Annotated in this window: 18 protein-coding genes; 8 read left to right on the top strand and 10 right to left on the bottom strand. The window is 73.7% G+C overall.

The window, feature by feature from the left end; genetic code table 11:
* Positions 1 to 2 precede the first annotated feature (2 nt).
* Positions 3 to 707 carry a lysophospholipid acyltransferase family protein gene (locus ACZ31C_RS20980; RefSeq protein ID WP_465796707.1) on the bottom strand — a complete coding sequence of 235 codons (705 nt, stop codon included), beginning with the start codon at positions 705 to 707 and terminating at the stop codon, positions 3 to 5.
* Between the two features lie 333 nt (positions 708 to 1,040).
* Here ACZ31C_RS20980 and ACZ31C_RS20975 point away from each other — a divergent pair, with 333 nt between their 5' ends.
* Positions 1,041 to 1,889 (top strand): DUF308 domain-containing protein, encoded by an 849-nt coding sequence (locus tag ACZ31C_RS20975; protein ID WP_465796706.1) that lies wholly within the window; start codon positions 1,041 to 1,043, stop codon positions 1,887 to 1,889.
* A 195-nt stretch (positions 1,890 to 2,084) separates the two neighbouring features.
* A complete protein-coding gene (locus tag ACZ31C_RS20970) occupies positions 2,085 to 3,500 on the top strand; it encodes an alpha,alpha-trehalose-phosphate synthase (UDP-forming) (protein WP_465796705.1) in 1,416 nt (471 codons plus the stop codon).
* Between the two features lie 99 nt (positions 3,501 to 3,599).
* On the opposite strand, the gene ACZ31C_RS20965 is transcribed toward ACZ31C_RS20970, so the two are convergent.
* From ACZ31C_RS20965 to ACZ31C_RS20940, 6 genes are all read right to left on the bottom strand, one after another.
* Positions 3,600 to 4,403 (bottom strand): alpha/beta hydrolase, encoded by an 804-nt coding sequence (locus ACZ31C_RS20965; protein ID WP_396743260.1) that lies wholly within the window; start codon positions 4,401 to 4,403, stop codon positions 3,600 to 3,602.
* 123 nt (positions 4,404 to 4,526) lie between these two features.
* Entirely contained in the window at positions 4,527 to 5,936 is a 1,410-nt protein-coding gene (locus ACZ31C_RS20960) for a flavin-containing monooxygenase (protein WP_465796704.1), read from the bottom strand.
* 91 nt (positions 5,937 to 6,027) lie between these two features.
* Positions 6,028 to 6,732, bottom strand: coding sequence for an endonuclease/exonuclease/phosphatase family protein (locus ACZ31C_RS20955; RefSeq protein WP_465796703.1), 705 nt, complete (start codon positions 6,730 to 6,732; stop codon positions 6,028 to 6,030).
* A gap of 1 nt (position 6,733) precedes the next feature.
* On the bottom strand, positions 6,734 to 7,681 hold the full coding sequence (locus ACZ31C_RS20950) for an ROK family glucokinase (protein ID WP_396742530.1): 948 nt from the start codon (positions 7,679 to 7,681) through the stop codon (positions 6,734 to 6,736).
* A gap of 68 nt (positions 7,682 to 7,749) precedes the next feature.
* On the bottom strand, positions 7,750 to 8,523 hold the full coding sequence (locus ACZ31C_RS20945; protein ID WP_465796702.1) for a hypothetical protein: 774 nt from the start codon (positions 8,521 to 8,523) through the stop codon (positions 7,750 to 7,752).
* Between the two features lie 40 nt (positions 8,524 to 8,563).
* Entirely contained in the window at positions 8,564 to 9,019 is a 456-nt protein-coding gene (locus ACZ31C_RS20940; protein WP_465796701.1) for an SRPBCC family protein, read from the bottom strand.
* A 138-nt stretch (positions 9,020 to 9,157) separates the two neighbouring features.
* Between ACZ31C_RS20940 and ACZ31C_RS20935 the strand changes: the two genes are divergently transcribed.
* The 5 genes from ACZ31C_RS20935 (at position 9,158) to ACZ31C_RS20915 (ending at position 16,078) form a co-directional block, all read left to right on the top strand.
* A complete protein-coding gene (locus ACZ31C_RS20935; protein ID WP_465796700.1) occupies positions 9,158 to 10,957 on the top strand; it encodes an AMP-dependent synthetase/ligase in 1,800 nt (599 codons plus the stop codon).
* Between the two features lie 14 nt (positions 10,958 to 10,971).
* On the top strand, positions 10,972 to 12,669 hold the full coding sequence (locus ACZ31C_RS20930) for a sensor histidine kinase (protein WP_465796699.1): 1,698 nt from the start codon (positions 10,972 to 10,974) through the stop codon (positions 12,667 to 12,669).
* Between the two features lie 7 nt (positions 12,670 to 12,676).
* Positions 12,677 to 13,345 (top strand): response regulator transcription factor, encoded by a 669-nt coding sequence (locus tag ACZ31C_RS20925; protein WP_088972416.1) that lies wholly within the window; start codon positions 12,677 to 12,679, stop codon positions 13,343 to 13,345.
* A gap of 188 nt (positions 13,346 to 13,533) precedes the next feature.
* Positions 13,534 to 14,343 carry an SAM-dependent methyltransferase gene (locus ACZ31C_RS20920; RefSeq protein WP_449955801.1) on the top strand — a complete coding sequence of 270 codons (810 nt, stop codon included), beginning with the start codon at positions 13,534 to 13,536 and terminating at the stop codon, positions 14,341 to 14,343.
* Between the two features lie 79 nt (positions 14,344 to 14,422).
* The gene (locus ACZ31C_RS20915; protein ID WP_396743257.1) at positions 14,423 to 16,078 is read left to right on the top strand and encodes a putative bifunctional diguanylate cyclase/phosphodiesterase; all 1,656 of its coding nucleotides are present in this window, start codon (positions 14,423 to 14,425) and stop codon (positions 16,076 to 16,078) included.
* A gap of 118 nt (positions 16,079 to 16,196) precedes the next feature.
* On the opposite strand, the gene ACZ31C_RS20910 is transcribed toward ACZ31C_RS20915, so the two are convergent.
* From ACZ31C_RS20910 to ACZ31C_RS20900, 3 genes are all read right to left on the bottom strand, one after another.
* Entirely contained in the window at positions 16,197 to 17,327 is a 1,131-nt protein-coding gene (locus ACZ31C_RS20910) for a glycosyltransferase family 4 protein (RefSeq protein ID WP_465796698.1), read from the bottom strand.
* Positions 17,324 to 18,583 carry a M48 family metallopeptidase gene (locus ACZ31C_RS20905; RefSeq protein ID WP_465796697.1) on the bottom strand — a complete coding sequence of 420 codons (1,260 nt, stop codon included), beginning with the start codon at positions 18,581 to 18,583 and terminating at the stop codon, positions 17,324 to 17,326. The genes ACZ31C_RS20910 and ACZ31C_RS20905 overlap by 4 nt, the downstream gene beginning before the upstream one ends.
* Before the next feature lie 186 nt (positions 18,584 to 18,769).
* Positions 18,770 to 20,194, bottom strand: coding sequence for an NYN domain-containing protein (locus tag ACZ31C_RS20900; protein WP_465796696.1), 1,425 nt, complete (start codon positions 20,192 to 20,194; stop codon positions 18,770 to 18,772).
* Between the two features lie 136 nt (positions 20,195 to 20,330).
* On the opposite strand from ACZ31C_RS20900, the gene ACZ31C_RS20895 reads away from it, so the two are divergent.
* Positions 20,331 to 22,085 (top strand): DEDD exonuclease domain-containing protein, encoded by a 1,755-nt coding sequence (locus tag ACZ31C_RS20895; protein ID WP_465796695.1) that lies wholly within the window; start codon positions 20,331 to 20,333, stop codon positions 22,083 to 22,085.
* The last annotated feature ends 37 nt before the right edge of the window (positions 22,086 to 22,122 follow it).

Genomic DNA, 22,122 nt, shown 5'->3' with positions numbered 1-22,122 from the left:
GCTCAGGCGGCGACCGAGGCGGCCGGTGCCGGGGTGGGCATGGTCTTGAGCTTCTGCGCGTACACGTCGACGTACTCGCGGCCGGAGAGCTCCATCAGCTCGTACATGATCTCGTCGGTGACGGCGCGCTCGACGAAGCGGTCACCGGACATCCCGGCGTACCGCGAGAAGTCCAGCGGCGGGCCGAAGCGGATCCGGACCCGCGCGAGCTTCGGGACGATCGTGCCCGGCGGCTGGATCTCGTCCAGGTTGAGCATCACCGCCGGCACCACCGGCGCGCCGCTCTCCAACGCCAGCCGGGCCACGCCGGTCTTGCCCCGGTAGAGCCGCCCGTCGGGTGACCGGGTGCCCTCCGGGTAGATGCCCGCGATGCCACCGGCGCGCAGCACGCTGAGTTGGGTGTCCAGCGCGGCGCGGGCGGCCTGCCCGCCGGAGCGGTCCACCGGGATGGTGCCGGTGCCGACGAAGAACATCTTCGTCAGCCAGCCCTTGAGGCCCTTGCCGGTGAAGTACTCGGCCTTCGCCACGAAGGTGACCTTCCGCGGCACGATCAGCGGGGTGAAGATCGAGTCGGAGAAGGAGAGGTGGTTGCTGGCCAGGATCACCGGGCCGGTCGCCGGTACGTGGTGCAGGCCCTCCACCTGCGGCCGGAAGATCACTCTCAGCAGCGGGCCGAGGAACACGTACTTCAAGAGCCAGTACAGCACCGGCGTCCTTTCGGCGAGGCGGTCGTCGTCGCGACGGCACGGCCGCGTGGCAGGAAGCCTACGAAGCTCCACCGCCCGCCACAACGCCCGAGCGGACCGACCGACCCGCCGGGCGGAGCGTGTCGCCGACCGTGTCCCCTGGCACGCTCCGAGCAAGAACGGACATAGGGGTACGGCCGCGACCAGCGGCACGGACACCGACTTCGTACCCCACGCCACAAGGCACTCCCCGAACCGACCCCGGACGTGTCACGATTCAGAGCACGGCGTGCGGGGGTGCGCCGAGGAGCTGGACGCGGGGCGCGCCGGCGGCGCGATGAGGAGGATGGTCCGGTGTCAGCGGGTGGGGCCCGCCGGGGACGGCGGGACAACGGGCTCGACGCCAGCGAGTACGCCATCGCCGGCGACGTCGACCCGCGCGTCGGTGAGCACCTGCTCGACGTGCTGGCCGCCGGCGGCATCGCCGCCTATCTGCAACCCTCGGCCGACCTGAACCCGGTCACCCGCACCACCACGGTCCCGGCCCGGCCGGTCGACCGGCTCTACGTGGACCGCTCACACCTGAGCACCGCTCGGGACTACCTCAGCCAGCTCGCCGACGAGTCCGGCACGGCCCGCCCCGAGGAACCGGACATCGACGCCGAGTGGGAACGGATCGTCGCCGGTTTCCACAACTCGCCGGGCAGCGGGGACCAGCCGTGGCCCGCCGCGGAGAACGTGGACGACCAGGCCGACGGCGGCAGCAGCACGATCACCACCCCTCGGCCGACGCCCGAGGAGCCGACCGGCCCCACCGCCACCGACGTACGCCGGCTGCCCTACGCCGCCGACGTCTCCGGCGTGTCGGTGGGACGCGGGCCGCGTGACGGCGACGGACCGTCGCTGCTGGAGGGCCTGGACACCTTCGGTGCCGACCTGACGGACGACCCCGACGACGACGAGCGCTACGTCCCGCCCCCGCCCCCGCCCCTGCCCCGGGTGTCGAAGTACGCCGTGGCGGGCGTCCTCGCCGTGGTGCTCGGCTTCGTGTTGTTCCTCTTCCCGGACCTGCTCCCCGCCGACCCGAGCATCGTGACGCTGCTCGGCTTCACCGGCATCCTGGCCGGATTCGTCACGCTGGTCTGGCGGCTGCGTCCCGGCGACGCCGAGGACCGGGGGCCGGACGACGGCGCGGTCGTCTGAGCCGACCGGCGTCTGCGTCCACCGCGCACCGTAGCCGCCCGGATACCGGGACGCGCACCGCCCACGCCAGGGGACGTGACAGTGGTGTAACTTACTGTCAGTAGGAATACCGCAGTACGTCACGTCACCCGCCGACTGCCCGGTTGTTCCTTTCCTCGTGGGCGGTCACTCCCCCTGCTGATCGGAATGCCCGAGATGCGACAGAGTTCTCTCGTGGTGGTGGCCAACCGCCTCCCCATCGACGACAACGTGGCGCTCGACGGCGCCTGTGAGTGGCGCCGCAGCCCCGGCGGGCTGGTGAGTGCGCTACACCCGCTGTTACGACACACCCCGGCGACATGGGTCGGTTGGGCGGGCGGCACAGGCCCCGCACCCAGCCTGCCGGACGTCGACGGGGTGCGGATGCACGCCGTGCCGCTGAGCGGCGAGGAACTGCGCGACCACTACGAGGGGTTCGCCAACGCGACCCTCTGGCCGATCTATCACGACGCGGTCGAGCAGCCGGAGCACCACCGGCGCTGGTGGGACGCATACCAACGGGTCAACCAGCGGTTCGCGGAGGCCACCGCCGAGGTCGCGGAGCCCGGTGCGGTGGTCTGGGTGCAGGACTACCACCTGCAACTGGTGCCGGGTCTGCTCCGTACGCTCCGACCCGACCTGCGCATCGGCTTCTTCCTGCACGTGCCGTTCCCGCCGCCGGAGCTGTTCATGCAACTCCCCCGCCGCGCCGAACTGCTGCACGGCATGCTCGGCGCGGACCTGGTCGGCTTCCAGCGGGCGCAGGCCGCGCACAACTTCGCCCAACTGGTCTCCAAGGTGTTGGGCCTGCCGGCCACCGACCGGCGGATCGCGGTCGAGGACCGGGTGGTCCGCATCGGCGCGTTCCCGGTCTCCATCGACACCGCCGAGATGGCCGCGCTGGCCGGCCGCCCGGCGGTGGCGGACCGGGCCCGACGGCTGCGGCACGACCTCGGCAGCCCGGACCACGTGATCCTCAGCGTCGACCGGATGGACTACACCAAGGGCATCGAGCAGCGACTCAAGGCGTACAGCGAGTTGCTGGCCGGTGGGCACGTCAAGGTCCGAGACACCGTGTTGGTGCAGGTGGCGGTGCCCAGCCGGGAGCGGGTCGGCCAGTACCAAATCCTCCGCGACCGGGTCGAACGCGAGGTCGGACGGATCAACGGCGAGTTCGGCCGGGTCGGCGAGCCGGCCATCCACTACCTGACCCAGCCGTTCGACCGGGCCGAACTGGCCGCGCTCTATCGGGTCGCCGACGTGATGGCGGTGACCCCGCTGCGGGACGGGATGAACCTGGTCGCCAAGGAGTACGTCGCCGCCCGGGTGGACGACGCGGGCGCGCTGCTACTCAGCGAGTTCGCCGGAGCGGCGGCCGAGCTGCCGCAGGCGTACCTGGTCAACCCGCACGACCTGGAGGGGCTCAAGCAGGGCCTGCTCGCGGCGCTGCGGGCCGACCCGGCGGACGTCCATGCCCGGATGCGGGCCATGCGCGAGCACCTGCACCAGCACGACATCCGGGCCTGGGCCCGGTCCTACCTGTCCACCCTGGACCAAAGCGGCGACCTGGTCACCCACCTCACCAGCGGCTGAGGTGGGTGGGCCCGGCCCGGGCCCGCACCACGCGGACCGGGCCGGAAGGTCGCGCGTTCCGGGCCGGTCGTCGCGGACTCAGGCGCGGTCGTCGCGGACTCAGGGCCGGTCGTCGCGGGCCGGGCCCTTGTCCAGCCAGTCCAGGATCGCGTCAATCGGCTCCTGCCACCGCGCGTCGAGCATCAGGTCGTGCCCCATGCCGGGAAAGAGCAGCGGTGCCGAGTCGTACCGGCGGGCCGCACCGGTCAGCGCCGACGGCGGCACCACCCGGTCGTCCGGACTGCCCAGCACCAACACCGGCGGACGACCCACCGGCGGCTCCGGCTCGGCCCCGGTCAGCAGCCGCCACTGCGCCCGCCGGGCCGCCCGACCCAGCCGGCCGGTGTAGCGCCGGGCGTCGGCCTCGGGCAACTCGCGGCTGAACAACTGGCGGCGGTGCAGGCGCAGCCCGCCGCCGAAGACCGCCGGGAGAGTGCCGAGCGGGTTGCGCCGTACCGCGGCACCGAACGTCGCCCACCCGCCGAGGACCGGTGCCACCAGCACCGCCGCCCGGGCCGGATACCGGGCCAGGGCGTGCGCGACCACCAGGGCCCCGGCGCCGTGCCCCACCAGCACCGCCTGGCGCGGCAGGCCCGCCGCCACCTGCACCACGTCGTGGGCGTACGCGCGCAGCGTCGCGTCCGGCGCCGGACCGCTGTCGCCGTGCCCCCGCAGGCTCACCGCGTACGCGGGGAAACCGCGCGCGGCGGCGTGCCCGAGCCAGTGCTCGGCGTACACCCAGGCCCCGTGCCCGAAGCCGGGCACGAACAGCAGGGGTGGCCGCCCCTCCTCCAGCTCGGGCGTGGCGCTGAGCACCTCGCGGCGTACCGGACGAACCGGCCGCGCCCACTCCCAGGCCCGCATCACCCGCACCCGGTCGCTCACGCCGCCGCCTCGCTTCGCTCCCCGGCAGCGCGAGACACACCCGCACCGCACCCGATGGTTCGCTCGCTCCGCTCGCTCACGCCGCCGCCTCGCTTCGCTCGCTCACTTGGCCTCCAGGTCGCGCAGCGCGCGTTCCAGCACCCGCAGGTAGTCGGCGTGGCCGACCTCGAACCAGTGCCGGGTCGAGTCCTTGACCTGACCCGAGTAGCGCTCCCCCGCGCCGGCACGAACCCGCGCGGCGAACGCCGTCGCCCGCTCCGGCCGGGTGGTCCGCAGCCGCAGCAGCCGGGCGAAGAGCACCGCCTGCCAGTGCGACAGGGTGAACACACCGGAGTCCGGTTGGAGCAGCCCGGTCACCGCCAGGGTGGGGTGCTCCGGCACGAAGGCGTTGAGCCACAACCGGGGCCGGCCCACGCCCTCGTCGTCGCCGAGGATCTTCGCGTCCAGGAACTCGAAGCGCGGCAGGTAGCCGGTGGCGCAGACGACCACCTCCGGGTCGATCTGCCGGCCGTCGGTCAGCTCCACCGAGTGCGGGTGGAACCGGGTCACGTCCGGCACCGGCGTGATCGCGCCGTGGCCGACGTAGTAGACGAGCTGGCTGTTGGCGATCGGGTGCGTCTCGTACACCCGGTGGTCGGGCCGGGGCAGGCCGAAACGGGTCAGGTCGCCGACGGTCAGCCGCAGCGTGCGGTGATAGAGCCACTGCCGGACCCGCAGCGGCACCCGCAACGCCAACAGGGTGTCGTTGACCTGGTCGGCGGGACGGCCGAAGACGTACTTCGGGGCGTACCAGTAGCCCCGGCGGGTGGAGTGCCAGCAGCGTGCCGCCTGCTGCGCGGCCTCCACCGCGATGTCGCACCCGGTGTTGCCGGCGCCCACCACCAGCACCCGCTTGCCCCGCAACTGGGCCGGGTCCTTGTAGGACGACGCGTGCATCACCTCGCCCCGGAACTGTTCCAGTCCCTCGTAGCGGGGCAGCTTCGGCGACCAGTTGTGTCCGTTGGCGATCACCACGGCCGCGTACCGGGAGGTGCGCTCCGGGCCGTACCCGCCGGTGCTGCGGGTGGTGACGTCCCAGCGGTCGTCGGCGACCGGCTCGACCCGCACCACCTCGGTGCCGAACCAGATGTGCCGGCGCAGGTCGAAGTGGTCGGCGTACCGCTCGAAGTAGGACAGCAACTGGCTGTGGTGCGGGTAGTCGGGCCAGTCGTCGGGCATCGGGAAGTCGGGGAACTGGGTGAACGGCCGCGACGAGATCAGGTGCGTGCTGGCGTACACCGGGCTGCGGTCGTGCCGCCAATTCCAGGCGCCGCCGATGCCCGTCTCGCGCTCGTAACAGTCGACGCCGAAGCCGTGCTCGGCGAGGTTCTTGACGGCGGTCAGGCCGCTGGCGCCGGCGCCGATGACGCAGACGGTGTCGCCGCGGTCGGAGACCGGGCGGCCGTCACTGCTGCGGGCGAGGGGGGTCGTCTCCGGTTCGGACCGACCGTGGTGCGCGGTGGGGGTGGGCACCGGGGTCTCCTTCGTCTCGGCACGGGTGCCGGGTCGCGCGAAATCCTCTCCACAACGGAGCGGGATGTCCAGTCCGCCGGAGCGCCGAAGGTCAGTCGACGGCGGGAATCAGCAGGTCGACCATGATTGGAAAATGATCGCTGGCACGGCGGGTCAGCGGGGTGTCCAGCACGTCGTAGTCGACCACGGTGATCCGGGGGTCGACGAAGAGGGCGTCGATGCGTCGCCGGGGGTTCGCGCAGGAGTAGGTGAGCAGGTCGGCGCGGTCCGCGGCCACCGCCGTGTCGGTCAGCCCCTCCGCCACGGTCCGCCAGGCCGGGTCGCCCGGCTCCTCGTTCAGGTCGGCGGCGGCGATCACCGGGTACGGCGCGGCGGCCAGGTCCCGCCGGAACAGCTCCGCCTGACCGGGCCGCTCGGTCGGATCGGTGGACAGGTGCGAGCCGGCCACGGTGAACCGGGCGGACCGGCCCACCACGCAGTCGGCGTACGCGGCGCCGCGCAGGTGCCGCCCCGGGGTGAGCGGGAACCGTTGGCAGCGCTCGCCGGTCACCCGTACCCGCAGGTCGGTCAGGACCAGGTTGCCCAGAGCGGGCAGCCCACCAGCGGCGACCACCAGGCCGAACGACTCGGCCAGCGCGGCCGACTTCTCCCGCCACCGGAAGCGACGCGGGCCCTCCTGGACCACCACCACGTCCGGCGCCGTGGTGCGGACCACCTCGGCCAGCGCGGCGGTGTCGTCGCGCTGGCCGTGCACGTTGTACGACACGACGCGCAGCGGCACGCCGGGAGCGCTCATCTCAGATCCGTCGGGCGAGGTCGGCCGCGCCGATGACGCCGGCGGAGTTGCCCAGCTCGGCGGGGCGGATGTCGGCCACCGGCAACCGGCTGCGCTGCGCCAGCGCATCGGTGAACGAGCGCCGGGTCGGGCCCATCAGCAGGTCACCGGCGTCGATGACGCCACCGCCGACGACCAGGACCTGCGGGTCGAGGATCTGCGCCATGTCCGCCAGGCTGGTGCCGAGCCAGCGGCCTACCTGGGCGAACGCCTCGGCGGACACCGGGTCACCGCCCTTGGCCGCGGCCGTCACCATCGGGCCGGTGATCGCCTCGGCCTCACCGTCGGCGAGCTCCAGCAGCGCGGTGGCGCGATGCGGCTCCTGCCGGGCGGCGGCGCGGGCGAAACGGACCAGGGCGCTGCCGCTGGCGTACTGCTCGATGCAGCCCAGCCGTCCGCAGCCGCACTGGTGGCCGTCGGGCACGGTGAGCATGTGTCCGAGTTCGGCGGCGATGCCGTTGGCGCCCCGGACCAGTTCACCGCCGAGCACGATGCCGCCGCCGACACCGGTGCCGATGGTGAACATGACCATCGAGTCGTCGGCCTGCCGGGCGGCGCCGTAGCGGAACTCGGCCCAGGCGGCCACGTTCCCGTCGTTCTCCACGATCACCGGCAGCCCGACGGCCGCGCTGACGTACGCGCGCAGCGGCTCGTCGCGCCAGGCCAGGTTGGGGGCGAACAGGACGGTCGAGCGGCCGGCGTCGATCCAGCCCGCCGCGCCGATGCCGACCGCCTGGATCTGGTGTCCGGAGGCGAGCTCGGTGACCAGTTCGATGATGACGTCCCGCGTCTTGCCGACGTCGTCGGCGGGGGTGTCCCGTCGGGTCTGCACGAGAACCCTGCCGGTGTCGTCGACGACACCGCCGGCCACCTTCGTGCCACCGACGTCGACTCCGATGGTCAGCGTCACCGCCGCCACTCCCCTCTGCTGTGCCGCCCCGCGCACCTGCCCTCGCCGGTGGTACGGGTCCTCCCTGGTCAGGCCCCGTCGCCTGGCTCGCCCTGCGGCCTGCCGGGCACGGCCTCCGCCTCCGCTGCGGGCTCGTCACCCGACGCGGGCGCGCCGTCGGGCACCCGCGAGGCGGGCACCACCGGGCGGTCGCCCGGCGTGCGGCGTGCGGTCGGCCCGACCGGCCCGGCGGCGTCGACGGGCGTGGCGACCGGCGCGGCGGGGTCCTCCGCCCGGGTGGCGGCGGACCAGACGTCCCGCTCCGGTGCCGGCTGAGAATCATGCCCGGTACGGGTGGCCTCGCGCCACACGTGATCGCTGTCCGGGCTGCGCCCGGCGGGCGTGGACGGGCCGGCGGTGGACGCCGGGGGGTCGGACGGGGACCCGGCGTGGCCGGGGTCGGGCCGGGGCGGGGCGGAGGGCGGTGCGCTGGGGTCGGAGGGCGGGTCGGTCGGGGTGAAGGCCCGCAGGAAGCTGGCCAGACCGGCGGCGAGGTCCCCGGCGCCGGTGGCCAGCCGCTCGGCGAACTCCGGACTCGGGTCACGCAACGCGGCGATACCTCGACAGACCGGACAGACACAGCATTCTGCGGCACCGGTGGCGAAACCGACGCTGGTCGGTTCGGCGTGACCAGCCCGGCCGCCGGGGGCGTCCTTGTGACCGAGGACACTGGTCACCATCCCACCGAGCGGGCCGAACGGCCCGGCGCCGGGATTGGCGGCGGCCAGCCTGACACCGGCCAGCAGAGTGGCGACCAGCCGCTCCGCCTCTTCCCGGGCCGTACCCGGATCTGTCGCACCCATGCTGGGCTCCTCTACCGTGGCGACCGGGTCGCCGGACGCGTCACTGCGCCGCACCGAGTGCTTCTACCCGGCGCTTGAGCTGCTTCAACGCGGCGTCCATGATCATCTTCTCGGCCTTGCGGCGGAACATCCCGAGCATTCCGACCGCGAGGTCCACCTCCAGCGTGTACGTCACGGTGGTGCCCCCGTCGGCGTCGGCCACCAGGTCGTACGAGCCACGCTGGGACCGCTGCATCTTCGAGGGGGCCACCAGGTGCCACTCGATGTGGGACAGGTCCTCGGAGTAGCCGTACTCGAGCACGTACTCGTCGGCCATCACCCCGGCGTCGAGGACGAACCGGACCTGGCTGGCATAGCCGTCCTCGTACTCCTCGACGACCTCGGCCTGCCGGACCGCGTCGGCCCACTCGGGATAGCTCGGAAAGTCACAGATCACCGCCACCACCCGGTCCGGTGGCGCGCCGATGGTGATCGACTGGGTGGAGGAGTCCGCCATGGGGGGAGGCTACCCGTCCCGAGGCGGGCCCCGCGCCGCGCCGCCCCACCTGCAATGTGCTCGTACGCGGGTCAGACGGTAGGTTTCACTCCAGCCGCCCGGGCGGCAGATCCGGCCAGCGAGCACGAGGGAGTGCAGGTGCGCGAGTTCTCCGTCCCGCCGATCGTCACGGTCGGCGATTCCGCCAACCTCACTGATCCGGTCTGGGACAACGCCGAAGCCGCCCCCGACTCGGTCCAGTTCGTTCGGCGCGACAGCTCCGGCGGGTGGGTCGACGTGACCTGCCGGCAGTTCCGCGACGAGGTGGTGGCGGTGGCCCGGGGCCTGGTCGCGGCCGGGGTCCGCCCCGGTGACCGGGTCGCGCTGATGAGCCGCACGCGGTACGAGTGGACCCTGGTCGACTACGCCATCTGGGCCGCCGGCGCGGTCACCGTGCCGATCTACGAGACCTCCAGCGCCGAGCAGGCCGCCTGGATCCTGGCCGACTCCGGTGCGGTCGGCGTCGTGGTGGAGACCACCGCGCACGCCACCCTGGTGGCCGGCGTCCGCGACGACCTGCCCGACCTGGCGCACCTCTGGCAGATCGACCTCGGCGGGGTGGACGAGCTGGTCGCCGCCGGCCAGGCGGTGGAACCGACCGAGATCGACCGCCGACGCGCGGACCTGCGCTCCTCGGACGTCGCCACGATCATCTACACCAGTGGCACCACCGGCCGACCCAAGGGCTGCGTGCTGACCCACCGCAACATGTACGCCGACATCGCCAACGCGGTCCCGGTGCTGCCGAACCTGTTCCGCCCGAACGCGTCGACGCTGCTGTTCCTGCCGCTGGCGCACTCCTTCGCCCGGCTCATCCAGATCGGCGTGGTGCACGCCCGGGTCACCATGGCGCACTGCGCCGACCCGAAGCACCTGGTCGCCGAGTTGCAGGAGGTCAAGCCGACCTTCGTGCTCTCCGTGCCCCGGGTCTTCGAGAAGGTCTACAACGGCGCGAAGCAGAAGGCCGAGGCCGCCGGCAAGGGCAAGATCTTCGCTCGGGCCGAGGCGGTCGCCATCGCGTACAGCGAAGCGCTGGAGACCTCGACGGGTCCGGGCCTGGGCCTGCGCGTGCAGCACGCGCTCTTCGACCGGCTGGTCTACGGCAAGCTGCGGGCCGCGCTGGGCGGCCGGTGCCGGGACGCGATCTCCGGCGGCGCCCCGCTCGGCGCGCGGCTGGGGCACTTCTTCCGGGGCGTCGGCGTCACCGTCTGCGAGGGGTACGGCCTGACCGAGACCTCCCCCGCCGCCTCGGCGAACCTGCCGGACTTCACCCGGATCGGCACCGTCGGTCGCCCGCTGCCCGGCGTGACCATCCGGATCGCCGACGACGGCGAGGTCCTCATCGCCGGTGACCTGATCTTCCAGGGGTACTGGCACAACGACGCGGCCACCGCCGAGGCGATCACCGCGGACGGCTGGTTCCACACCGGTGACCTCGGCTCGCTGGACGGTGACGGCTACCTGACCATCACCGGCCGGAAGAAGGAGATCATCGTGACGGCCGGCGGCAAGAACGTCGCCCCGGCCGTGCTGGAGGACCAGGTCCGGGCGCACCGCCTGGTCAGCCAGTGCCTGGTGGTCGGCGACCGGCAGCCGTTCATCGCCGCGCTGGTCACCCTCGACGAGGAGGCGCTGCCGGCCTGGCTGGAGTCGGCCGGGCTGCCGGCCGGGACCGACGTCGAGGCGCTGCGCGAGAACGAGGCGCTGCGGGCGGAGATCCAGGCCGCGGTGGACAAGGCCAACCAGTCGGTCTCGAAGGCCGAGGCGATCAAGGTGTTCCGGATCCTGCCCCGCGACTTTACCGAGGCCACCGGTGAGCTGACCCCGTCGATGAAGGTCAAGCGTCAGGTCGTCCACAAGACGTACGCGGCGGAGATCGCCGACATCTACGGCGCCTGACTACGATCCGTCACGTGCCCGCCTCGACATCGGCTCTCGCCCGCTCCCACCCGCTCGCCGCGGCGGCGCGGGTGGTCGTCCTCGCGCTGGTCGCCGTCCTCACCCTGCTGGCCACCCGCGACGTGGCGCAGCTGTGGTGGATCGCCCTGCTGGCGGTCGCCGGACTGCCCGCGCTGCTGGCGCCCCAGCACCGCCTGGTCGGGCCGCTGAGCCGGGTGGCCGAGGTGATGGTGCTCGGCCTGGCCGCGAGCCAGGTCGCGGCGGTCGCCACCGTCGGCGGCCACGTCGGCGGGCTGGGCGCCTCCGCGGTGCTGCCCTACCTCGCCGTGCCGGTCACCGTGACCGCGCTGCGGCGGCGCTTCCGCGAGGGCGCCACGCTGATCGCGGTCGTCGCCGGGACCCTGCTGGTCGCCGGGGCGCTGACCGAGGTCGGCGGGGTACGCCAGCTCAGCCAGCCCGGTTACCTGGCGGTCTGTGCCCAGTGGCTGATCCTGGCCGCGCTCGGCCTGTACGCGGCCAGCACCCTGCACCGGGTGATGCAGGTCCGGCAGGAGGGCAAACCGCAGCCGTACGCCGAGGCGACCCGCCTGCTCACCCAGCTCCGGACGGTGGCCCGGCAGTTGCCCGGGGCGACCCTCGACCCGGGCGGCATCTCCGAGCACCTGCTGGAGGAGTTGCGCACGGTGGCCCGCACCGACCGGGGTGCGGTGCTCTCCGCCAGCGGCGGCGGTCGGCTGGTGGTGCTCGCGCAGATCGGCGCCGACCGGGTCGACTGGGAGACCACGCTCGACGCCGACTCGGCCATCGCCGACGCCTGGGCCAGCCAGCAGCCGCAGACCGCGGCCCGCTCGCAGTCCCGCACGCACCGGGGCAACGACGTCTCCGCGCTGATCGTGCCGCTGGTCGCCGGGCTGCGGACGGTCGGGCTGGTGGTGCTGGAGGCCGACGCCGGGCAGGCGTACCCGCCCTCGGTGGTCTCCCAGGTGACCGCGCTGACCGGCCCGGCGGCGCTGCGGCTGGAGGCGGCGCTGCTCTTCGACGAGGTGCGTTCGCTGGCCACGAACGAGGAACGGCAGCGGCTGGCCCGGGAGATCCACGACGGGGTGGCCCAGGAACTCGTGATGGTCGGCTACGGCATCGACAACGCGCTGGCCACCGTGCACGACGACGCCGAGGAGACCGCCGACTCGCTGCGCACGCTGCGCCAGGAGGTCACCCGGGTGATCACCGAGCTGCGGCTGAGCCTGTTCGAGCTGCGCAGCGAGGTGGATCGGCACGGCGGCCTGGCCGCCGCGATCGCCGAGTACGCGCGGACCGTGGGCGCCTCCGGCGGGCTGCGGGTGCACCTGTCGCTGGACGAGTCCACCGCGCGGCTGCCCGCCGCCACCGAGGCGGAGCTGTTGCGCATCGCCCAGGAGGCGGTCACCAACGCGCGTAAGCACGCCGGAGCGTCCAATCTCTGGGTCACCTGTGAGGTGGATCCCCCGTACGCACAGATCGAAGTGTCGGATGACGGTCACGGCATAGGTGACCAGCGCTCGGACGGGCACTATGGTCTTGCGATCATGGCCGAGAGAGCGGAACGTATCCGAGGCCGGTTGGAGATCAGGCCGCGACAGCCGAGCGGGACGACCGTAGCGGTGGTGGTCGGTTCGTCACCCCGGCGCGATAACGTTCGCGGTAGCGCCGCCGCAGCAGCAGAAGGGGAGTAACCCGAGGATGACCACAAGCCCGACACCGGCCACCCGTACCAAGGTCCTCCTTGTCGACGATCACGACTTGATCCGCAAGGGCCTGCGCCACGCCTTCGAGCGTGACCGGCAGTTCGAGGTCGTCGGCGAGGCGGCGACGGCGGCCGAGGGTGTGCGGCAGGCCGGCGCGTTGCAGCCGGACGTGGTGATCATGGATCTGCGGCTCCCCGACGGCAGTGGTCTGGAGGCCACCCGCGCGCTGCGCAAGTCCAGCGCCACCATGGGCATCGTGGTGCTCACCATGTACGCGGGCGACGACCAGCTCTTCGGCGCCCTGGAGGCCGGGGCCAGCGCGTTCGTGCCGAAGACCGCGCCCGCCGACGAGGTGGTCGCCGCCGCCCGGCACGCCGCCTCCTCCCCCAGCGCCTTCACCGCCGCCGACCTGGCCGAGGCGATGAAGCGGCGGCTCGCCCCGTCCGGCCCGCAGCTCTCCCCCCGCGAGGGTCAGGTGCTGCGCCTGCTCGCCGACGGGATGAGCGTCGCCGGCATCGCCAAGCAGCTCTTCGTCAGCGAGTCCACCGCCAAGACCCACATCTCCAAGCTGTACGAGAAGCTGGGCGCGGCCAACCGGGCCCAGGCGCTGATGACCGCGCTGCGGCTCGGCCTGCTCGAAGCGCCGGACGCCCCGAAGTTCTGACCCATCCGTCGCGGCACCCGGCGTCGAGGCACGTCCTCGCCGCCGGGGCGCCCGGGTACCCGCGACGGGAAAACGCATCTCCGCACGTCAATCGCCATCCCGGTGATCGCGCTATGGCCTCCCGCGCCCAGGCGGGGCAGAATACCGGCCGGGGCGGTGTCGCCCCGGCTGGCGCGAAGGGGTGTGGCATGCAGCGGCCGGACTGGTCACCCGAGACGATCGACGTCGAACGACCCAGCGTCGCCCGCATGTACGACTACTATCTCGGCGGCTCGCACAACTTCGCCGCCGACCGGGCAGCGGCCCGGGCGATGATGGCGCTGGTGCCGGAGGCCCCGCTGATGGCCCAGGCCAACCGCGCGTTCCTGCGCCGGGCCGTGCAATATCTCACCGCCGCCGGAGTCCGGCAGTTCCTGGACATCGGGTCGGGCATCCCGACCGTCGGCAACGTGCACGAGATCGCCCAACGGCACGCTCCCGACTCCCGGGTGGTCTACGTCGACGTCGACCCGGTGGCGGTGGCGCACAGCCGGGAGATCCTGGCCGACACCGAGCGGGCCACCGTTGTGCAGGAGGACTTCCGTCATCCCGAGCGGATCCTCGCGCATCCCGACGTCAACGCCCTGCTGGACTTCTCCCGACCGGTCGCCGTACTGGTGGTCGCCGTGCTGCACTTCGTGCCGGACGACGACCGCCCGGCCGACGTGCTGCGGACGCTGCGCGAGGCGCTGGCGCCCGGCAGCCACCTGGTGCTCTCGCAGGCCAGCGACGACGGCCGGGACGAGGCCCAGCGGGCCGAGGCCGAGGAGGTCTACCAGCGCACCGACAGCCCGCTCTGGGTGCGCAGCCGGGCCGAGCTGACCGCGTTCTTCGACGGTTTCGAGCTGGTCGAGCCCGGGGTGGTGTGGGTGCCGCAGTGGCGTCCGGAGACTCCGGAGAGCGCCGAGAACGCCGAGCAGGCGGTCTTCCTGGGCGGGGTCGGGCGGCTCGGTGGTTGAGCCACCGGACGGCCGGTCCTGCGCCGGCACGTTCGCCCGCGCCTGGGCCAAGGCGGTCTCCGGGACCAGCTACCTGCCGATGCCGCACGCCCAGCTGGAGATGCTGTTGCAGCGGCTCACCGACCAACTCGCCGAGGCGCTGCGGGCGGAGCCGCTCGACCTGCGGGTGGGCCACCGGGTCGCCAACGAGTTGGTCGCCGCGCACGTCGCCTCCGCCGAGGCGCTCGGCCGGACCGTGGAGGTGATCCAGCTCCGGCTGGTCCGCGACCTCGACCTGGTCGCCGACGACATCGAGGACCGGATGGCCCGGCTGCTGGCCGCGATCGCCACCGGTTACGCCCGCGCGCTGCACGACCGGACGCTGGACGAGCAGGAGTCGATCCGCCGGGCCGCGCTGACCGCCCGGGTCGACGCGGAACGGGCGTTGCGGGCCAGCGAGGCCCGGTTCCGCCACCAGGCCACCCACGATCCGCTCACCGGTCTGCCCAACCGCACGCTGTTCGCCGAACGGCTGGTCGCCGCGCTGGACGGCACGGGCGGCGCCGGACGGCGGGTCGGGCTGTGCTTCCTCGACCTGGACCGCTTCAAGCGGGTCAACGACTCGTACGGCCAATCGATCGGCGACCGGGCGCTGGTGGCGGCGGCCCGGCGGCTGTCCCGGGCGGTGGAGCCGCACCTGGTGGCCCGGCTCGGCGGGGACGCGTTCGTGGTGCTGGTGGAGCGCTCCACCGGCACCGGTGACGTGGTCGCGGTGGCCGAGGCGGCCCTCGCCGCGCTCTCCGAGCCGGTGGTGGTCGGCGGGCACGACGTGACGGTCACCGCCAGCGTCGGGATCGTGGAACGGCGGGCCGCCGACACCTCCCCCGACGACCTGCTGCGCGCCGCCGGCAGCACGTTGCACTGGGCCAAGATGGCCGGTGGCGGCGGCTGGGCGCTGTACGACGCCGAACGCGACAGCCGCGAGCAGGCCCGTCAGGCGTTGAGCGCGGCGATCCCCGCCGGCCTGGAGCGCGGCGAGTTCTACCTCGACTACCAGCCGCTGACGTCGCTGCACGACGGCTCGGTGCTCGGCGTGGAGGCGCTGGTGCGCTGGCGTCACCCGGACCTGGGCGTGCTGCGGCCGGACAGCTTCATCGGGCTGGCCGAGGAGACCGGGCTGATCGTGCCGCTGGGCGCCTGGGTCCTCGCCGAGGCGTGCCGGGAGGCGGTCGGCTGGACGGCCGCCACCGGCGAACCGCCGTACGTCAGCGTCAACCTCGCGGTACGCCAGGTCCGCCGGCCCGGCCTGTTGGAGGAGGTACGCGCCCTGCTGCGACGGACCGGACTGCCGCCGCACCGGCTGCAACTGGAGATCACCGAGAGCACCATGATGAGCAGCGCCGAGGAGCCGGTACGCGCCCTGCGCGCCCTGGCCGACCTGGGCGTACGCATCGCCATCGACGACTTCGGCACCGGCTACAGCAACCTGGCGTACCTGCGTGACCTGCCGGTGACGGAGTTGAAGGTGGCCGGTGAGTTCGTCCGGGGGCTGCGCTCACCGGACGACCGGGCCAACGAACGCATCCTCGCCTCACTGGTCTCGTTGGCGCACGCTCTGGACCTGACGGTGACCGCCGAGGGGGTGGAGACCGTCGGGCAGGCCGAGCGGCTGCGCGCGATCGGCTGCGACGCCGGGCAGGGCTGGCACTTCGGCCGTCCCGCCCCCGCCGAGAACATCCTCGCCCGCATCCGCTGACGCGCCACGCCTGGTCCGCCGAGGCACCGCGCCGCGTGCGCTCGGTGTCGCGCCGCGTGCGCTCAAGTGTTAGGAGGGGTCCCCTGCTATACACCAGGCGTTAGCCGGGGACCCTTCCTTACATCGGGGCGGTGAGCAGGTCGGTCAGGCGGCGGGCCTGGGTCTCCCAACGCCACTCCTGTTCCACCCAGGCACGACCGGCCGCCCCGAACTGGCGGGCCAGGTCCCGGTCGGTGAGCAGGGTGACCAGCCGGTCGGTCAGCTCGGCGACGTCGCGACCGTCCACCACGTACCCGGTCTCCCCCTCGCGGACCGCGTCGGGCGCGCCGCCGGAGTCGCCGGCCACCACCGGCAGGCCGGCCGCCGACGCCTCCAGATAGACGATGCCGAGCCCCTCGACGTCCAGTCCCCGGTTACGGGTACGGCAGGGCATCGCGTAGACGTCACCGGCCGCGTAGTGCGCCGGCAGCTCGGCCGCCGGGACCGAACCGGTGAAGACCACGTCCCGCTCCACCCCGGCCTGCCGGGCCAGCCGGGCCAGCGTCGCCCGGTACGGGCCGCCACCGACCACCAGCAGCGCCGCGTCGGGCACCCGGCGGCGGATCAGCGGCAGCGCCCGGATCAGCATGTCCTGCCCCTTGCGCGGCACCAGCCGGGACACGCAGACCACCACCGGCCGGTCGGAGAGCCCCAAGCGGTGCCGCACCCCGCTGCCGTCGACCGCCGGGTGATAGAAGTCCACGTCCACCCCGGGTGCGAGCCGGCGCAGGTCGGTCAGACCGTCCAGCGCCCGCGCCAACCGGGTGCGGGTGTACTCGCCGAGGTACGTCACCACGTCGGCGCCCCGACCGATGCGCCGCAGCGCGGTCCGGGCCACCGGCAGCGCCGCCCAGCCCACCTCGTGCCCGTGGGTGAGAGCGACCACCCGCCGTACCCCGGCCCGCCGCCGCAGCCCGTTGGCGAGCAGGCCGAGCGGTGCCGCCGCGCCGAACCAGATCGTGTCGCAGTCGTACGCGCGGGCCAGCCGGGCCGCCCGTCGGGCGATCAGCGGGGTGGGCAGCAGCACCTTGGTGCGTTCGCGCACCACCTCGTACGGCTGGTCGGCGTCGAACTTCTCGGCGTCGGGCCAACTCGACGCGTAGACCACCACCGAGCCGGCGGGCTGGTGCACCGCGAGGTTGTGCACGAAGGACTGGATCCCACCCGGCCGGGGCGGGAAGTCGTTCGTGATCAACAACGTGCGGCTCATCGGCCGGCCTCTCGGGCGTAGGCGCGGGCGGCGGCGATCCGCTCCACGGTGGACGGGTGCGTGGCGGAGTAGAGGTACTCCCAGCGGGGCGGGTCCGGGTCGCCGAGGTTGATCGAGGAGATGCGGCGTTGCATGGCCTCGAACGCGGCCGGGTCGCCGGTCAGCGCCAGCGCGTGCGCGTCGGCACGCGCCTCCAGTCGCCGTGACATCAGCGCCTGCATCGGCGTGAACACCAGTCCGGCCACCGTGACCAGGGCGAGCAGCAGCGGGAAGGCGCGGGGCTGGGCGACCGAGTCGACCCCGGCCATGCGCAGCAGCGGCGGCCAGGAGCCGATCAGATAGAGCGCCACCACGGCCGCCGCCGCGCCCAACGCGCCGGTGAGCGTGAAGATGGGTACGTCCCGGTCGCGGGCGTGGCCCAGTTCGTGCGCCACCACGGCCTTCACCTCGGCCGGGGTCGCCTCGCGCAGCAGGGTGTCGTAGACCACCACCCGCCGGGTCGGTCCGATCCCCGAGACGTACGCGTTGACCGCGCGGGTGCGGCGGGACGCGTCGGCCACCAGCACGTCGCGCACGGGTACGCCGTCGCGGGCGGCCAGTTCCATCAGCTCGGTCCGCAACGGACCCGGTTCCATCGGGCTGAACCGGTTGAACACCGGCTCGACGAGCACCGGCAGCACGAAGGAGAGCAGCACCACCAGGGTCGCCGCACCGGCCGCGCCGAACGCCCACCACCAGCGGGGCGCCAGCCGGATCACGGTGTAGAAGCCGAGCAGGGCCACCGCGCCGATCACCGCGCTGACCGCGTACGACTTGAGCAGGTCCACGGTCCAGCCACCCCACCCGTTGGTGGCCAGCCCGTAGCGGGTGAGCACGCTGTGCCGCCAGGCGGAGAAGGGCAGCGTCAGCAGGTCAGCGACGAGCACCACGGCCAGCCCGCCGACGATCGCCTGGGCGATCCAGTGCCCGCCGAACGGGCGCCCGCCCAGCTCGACCAGGCGGCTGCCCAGCGGGGTCAGCCCGAGCGCCAGCGCCACCAGCAGGCCGATGCCCAGCGCGGCCCAGCCGCCGGGGCGCAGTGCCGACCGGAACTCCCGGGCCCGCTCGACCTGTTCGGCGGGCAGGTCCCGCAGCGCCGCGAGCTGGTCGGCCCGGGGTGCCGGCGGGCGCTGCCAGGGGATCAGCACCAGCGCGGCCAGCACCACGGCGACGCCGAGGAAGACCAGGGTGAGCAGCGCCCAGCCGCGCGGACTCACCGCGTCACCCCGCCGTCGCCACGGCCGGCACCGGGTCCGACGCCCGCCGTGCGCCTCATCTCGCCGCTCCTGTCGCCATGGGCGCTCATCCTATTGCCCGCCACGACCGGGACCGCGCCCCCGCCGACCGCACCGAGGCCGCCGGGTCCGCGCCACGCCGGGCCGGCGGCGATCACCCCGGCCCGGTCAGGAGCGGGACAGCCGCCGCAGCAGCGAGTCGGCCCCCAGCGGGTACGCGCCGTGGCGGCGTACCCCGTCGGCGACCTCTCGGTCCGAGGAGACCACCACCACCGCCCGGCCGGGCGGCTCGGCGCGTACCAGCCTGCGGATCAGTTCGTCGGCGGTCTCCCCCTTGCGGGAGAACAGCACCCGGACCCCGCGCGGGGTGGGCGGCAGGCCGTGCATGCGTTCGGCCCCGTCGAAGACGACGGTGACCTCGTCACCGGTCTGCGCGGCGATGCCGCCGAGCCCGGTGATCAGGCGCTTGCGCTGCTGTTCCAGGGACATCTCGCCGAAACCGCGCTTGGTCACGTTGTAGCCGTCGACCACCAGGTGGGCCCGGGGCAGCGCGAGCAGTTGGTCCAACCGGCCCGGGTCGTCGGTGTCCTGGGCGCGGGCGGCGGCACCGGCCGGGGTGGCCGCCGACGAGTCGGCGTAGGCGTCCGCGACGAAGTCGGCCGGCAGCTTGTCGACCGGATCCAGGGCCAGCTCGCGGCGCAACCCGAGGGCGGCCTGGCCGATGGTCTCCAGCAGCAGCCACAGCCGCGCGTCGTCGACCGAACGGGCCTCCTTGGCGCTGGACCGGGCCACCCCGGCCGCCGCCTCGGCCTCGGCCAGTCGGGCCCGGGCCCGGCGCAGCTCGGCGTCGGCGTCGGCCGCCGCGCGGGCGGCCCGCCCCCGCTCGGTGGCGAGCAGTTCGGCCGCCCGGCGCTCGCGGGCCTGGGTCTCCCGGAGCGTACGGGCCAGTTGGCGGGCCTCCTCCCGGAGCTGGCCCATCTCCTCGCGGACCCGGGCCACCTCGTCGCGCAGCTTGTCGGCCTCGACCCGGGCCACCGCCCGGTCGTGCTCGGCACGGGTGGCCCGTTGCTCGGCCAGGCGGACCAGTTCGGCGACCACCGCGCTGTCCGCCTCGGCCCGGACCGCCGCGCCGCTGGCGTCGATCAACTCACGCCAGCCCCGGGGCCGGGCCAGGTAGGCCAGGGCCGCCACCTCGACCGGGTCGGCGGCGGCGGGTGCGGTCCCCTCCACCACGGCGGTGCCGAGGTCACCGGCGTCGGCCAGGACCCGGGCGGTGACCCGCTGCCGGAACAGCGGATCGGCCGCGAGCTGGGTGGCGATCACGGGCGCGCCGAGTCGGGCCCGGCGGTTGGGGGCGAACTTGGCGACCCGGCGCAGCGGCACGGGCACCTCGTCGGAGGGCAGGGAGGGCAGCACGGCAGCGGTGAGCGAGACGATCCGTTGGCGGACCGGCTCCGGCAGGCTCGGCTCCGGCTCCGCCGGCTCTCCAGCGGTCGCCGCCCCGTCGGCAGAACCCGCCTCACCAGCAGCCGGCACCGCGACGACCTGCTCCTCCTGCGGGAGATTGTCGTCGGACGGCTCGGTGAGGGGCATGTGGCAAGTCTCCCACCGCGACCGGGCCCACCGCCTGGTGAGTGAGCCGATCTCTCATCCTAGACCGGTGCTGACGCGCGGGGCCGGTGGGACGGCTGGGACCGGAGTGTCGCACCGGCCGGTTAGCGTGCCCGCGATGGCACAACAGGAGTACCTCCAGCCGGCGCTGGCCGGGCTCGACCCGACCGTCGACGGCATCGACCCGGCGCTGCCCCTGTACGCGACGACGTTCGTGGTGGTCGACCTGGAGACCACCGGCGGCGCCCCGGACGGCGGCGGGATCACCGAGATCGGCGCGGTGAAGGTGCGCGGCGGCGAGGAGCTGGGCGTGCTGGGCACGCTGGTCAATCCCGGGGTTCCGATCCCGCCGTTCATCACCGTGCTGACCGGGATCACCCAGGCGATGCTGCTGCCGGCGCCACCGATCGAGCAGGTGCTGCCGAGCTTCCTGGAGTTCGTCTCGGACGCCGTGCTGGTGGCGCACAACGCGCCGTACGACGTCGGTTTCCTCAAGGCCGCCTGTGGCCGGCACGGCTACCGCTGGCCGAACCCCCGGGTGCTGGACACCGCCGCGCTGGCGCGTCGGGTGCTGCTGCGCGACGAGGTGCCCAACCGCAAGCTCGCCACGCTGGCCGCGTACTTCCGGGCCGGCACCCAGCCGACCCACCGGGCGCTGGACGACGCCAGGGCCACCGTGGACGTCCTGCACGGGCTCATCGGTCGGCTCGGCGGTCACCGGGTCGACACCATCGGCGACGCCATCGAGTTCTCCCGCGCGGTCACCCCAACCCAGCGCCGCAAACGTCACCTCGCCGAGGGTCTGCCCCGGTCCCCCGGTGTCTACATCTTCCGGGCCGCCGACGACCGGCCCCTCTACGTGGGGACCTCCCGGGACATCGCCACCCGGGTCCGCAGCTACTTCACCGCCGCCGAGAAACGCGCCCGGATGTCGGAGATGCTGGCCGCGGCCGAACGCGTCGAGGCGGTCGAGTGCGCGCACTCGCTGGAGGCCGAGGTCCGCGAGCTGCGGCTGATCGGGGCACACGCGCCGCCGTACAACCGACGGTCGAAGTTCCCGGAGCGGATGGTCTGGCTGAAGCTGACCGACGGCCCGTACCCCCGGTTGTCGGTGGTCCGGCAGATCTCCCCCGACGACCGCGCCTACCTCGGCCCGTTCACCTCGCGGCGCACGGCGGAGCTGGCCGCCGCCGGCTTCCACGACGCGGTGCCGCTGCGCCAGTGCACCCACCGCCTGTCACTGCGCACGATCACCCCCGCCTGCGCGCTGGCCGAGCTGGGTCGCTGCCCGGCGCCCTGCGAGCACCGGATCACCCCCGAGGAGTACGACGAACGCGCGGTGCAGCCGTTCGCCACCGCCACCACCGGTGACCCACAGCCGGTGGTGGACGCCCTGCTCGCCCGGATCGAGACGCTCGCCGCCGCCCAGCGCTACGAGGAGGCCGCGACGCTGCGGTCCCGGCTGGCCGCGGTGCTGCGGGCCACCGTCCGCATGCAGCGGCTCGCCGCGCTGAGCGGGATCGCCGAGCTGGCCGCCGCCCACCCGGCCGCCGGGGGCGGCTGGGAGTTGGCGCTGGTGCGGCACGGCCGGCTGGCCGGTGCCGGAGTCTCCCCGGCCGGGGTCCACCCTCGACCGACCCTGAGCGTGATCCGGGCCACCGCCGAGACGGTGTCGCCCGGTCACGGTCCGGTCCCGGCGGCCAGCCCGGAGGAGTCGGAACGGATCCTGTCCTGGTTGGAACGGCCGGAGACCCGGCTGGTCGAGATGTCGGACGGTTGGGCCTCTCCGGTGGCCGGCGCGGGCCGGTTCCGCGACCTGCTGGACAAGGCCGAGAGCGGCGCTTCTCACCAACTCTGGTCCGAACGCTCATGAGCAACTGTCCGATCGGACTACGTCGGCTCACTTACTC

It is taken from the genome of Micromonospora sp. NPDC023869 (assembly GCF_055559695.1).
Note: the sequence above shows the minus strand (reverse complement) of the source record. Positions and strands in the feature narration are given on the sequence as shown.

Coding starts and splice junctions, on each gene's coding strand:
- ACZ31C_RS20970 (WP_465796705.1), top strand. CDS start 2,085: ATGCGACAGAGTTCTCTCGTGGTGGTGGCCAACCGCCTCCCCATCGAC.
- ACZ31C_RS20965 (WP_396743260.1), bottom strand. CDS start 4,403: ATGCGGGCCTGGGAGTGGGCGCGGCCGGTTCGTCCGGTACGCCGCGAG.
- ACZ31C_RS20955 (WP_465796703.1), bottom strand. CDS start 6,732: ATGAGCGCTCCCGGCGTGCCGCTGCGCGTCGTGTCGTACAACGTGCAC.
- ACZ31C_RS20945 (WP_465796702.1), bottom strand. CDS start 8,523: ATGGGTGCGACAGATCCGGGTACGGCCCGGGAAGAGGCGGAGCGGCTG.
- ACZ31C_RS20940 (WP_465796701.1), bottom strand. CDS start 9,019: ATGGCGGACTCCTCCACCCAGTCGATCACCATCGGCGCGCCACCGGAC.
- ACZ31C_RS20925 (WP_088972416.1), top strand. CDS start 12,677: ATGACCACAAGCCCGACACCGGCCACCCGTACCAAGGTCCTCCTTGTC.
- ACZ31C_RS20920 (WP_449955801.1), top strand. CDS start 13,534: ATGCAGCGGCCGGACTGGTCACCCGAGACGATCGACGTCGAACGACCC.
- ACZ31C_RS20915 (WP_396743257.1), top strand. CDS start 14,423: ATGCCGCACGCCCAGCTGGAGATGCTGTTGCAGCGGCTCACCGACCAA.
- ACZ31C_RS20910 (WP_465796698.1), bottom strand. CDS start 17,327: ATGAGCCGCACGTTGTTGATCACGAACGACTTCCCGCCCCGGCCGGGT.
- ACZ31C_RS20900 (WP_465796696.1), bottom strand. CDS start 20,194: ATGCCCCTCACCGAGCCGTCCGACGACAATCTCCCGCAGGAGGAGCAG.
- ACZ31C_RS20895 (WP_465796695.1), top strand. CDS start 20,331: ATGGCACAACAGGAGTACCTCCAGCCGGCGCTGGCCGGGCTCGACCCG.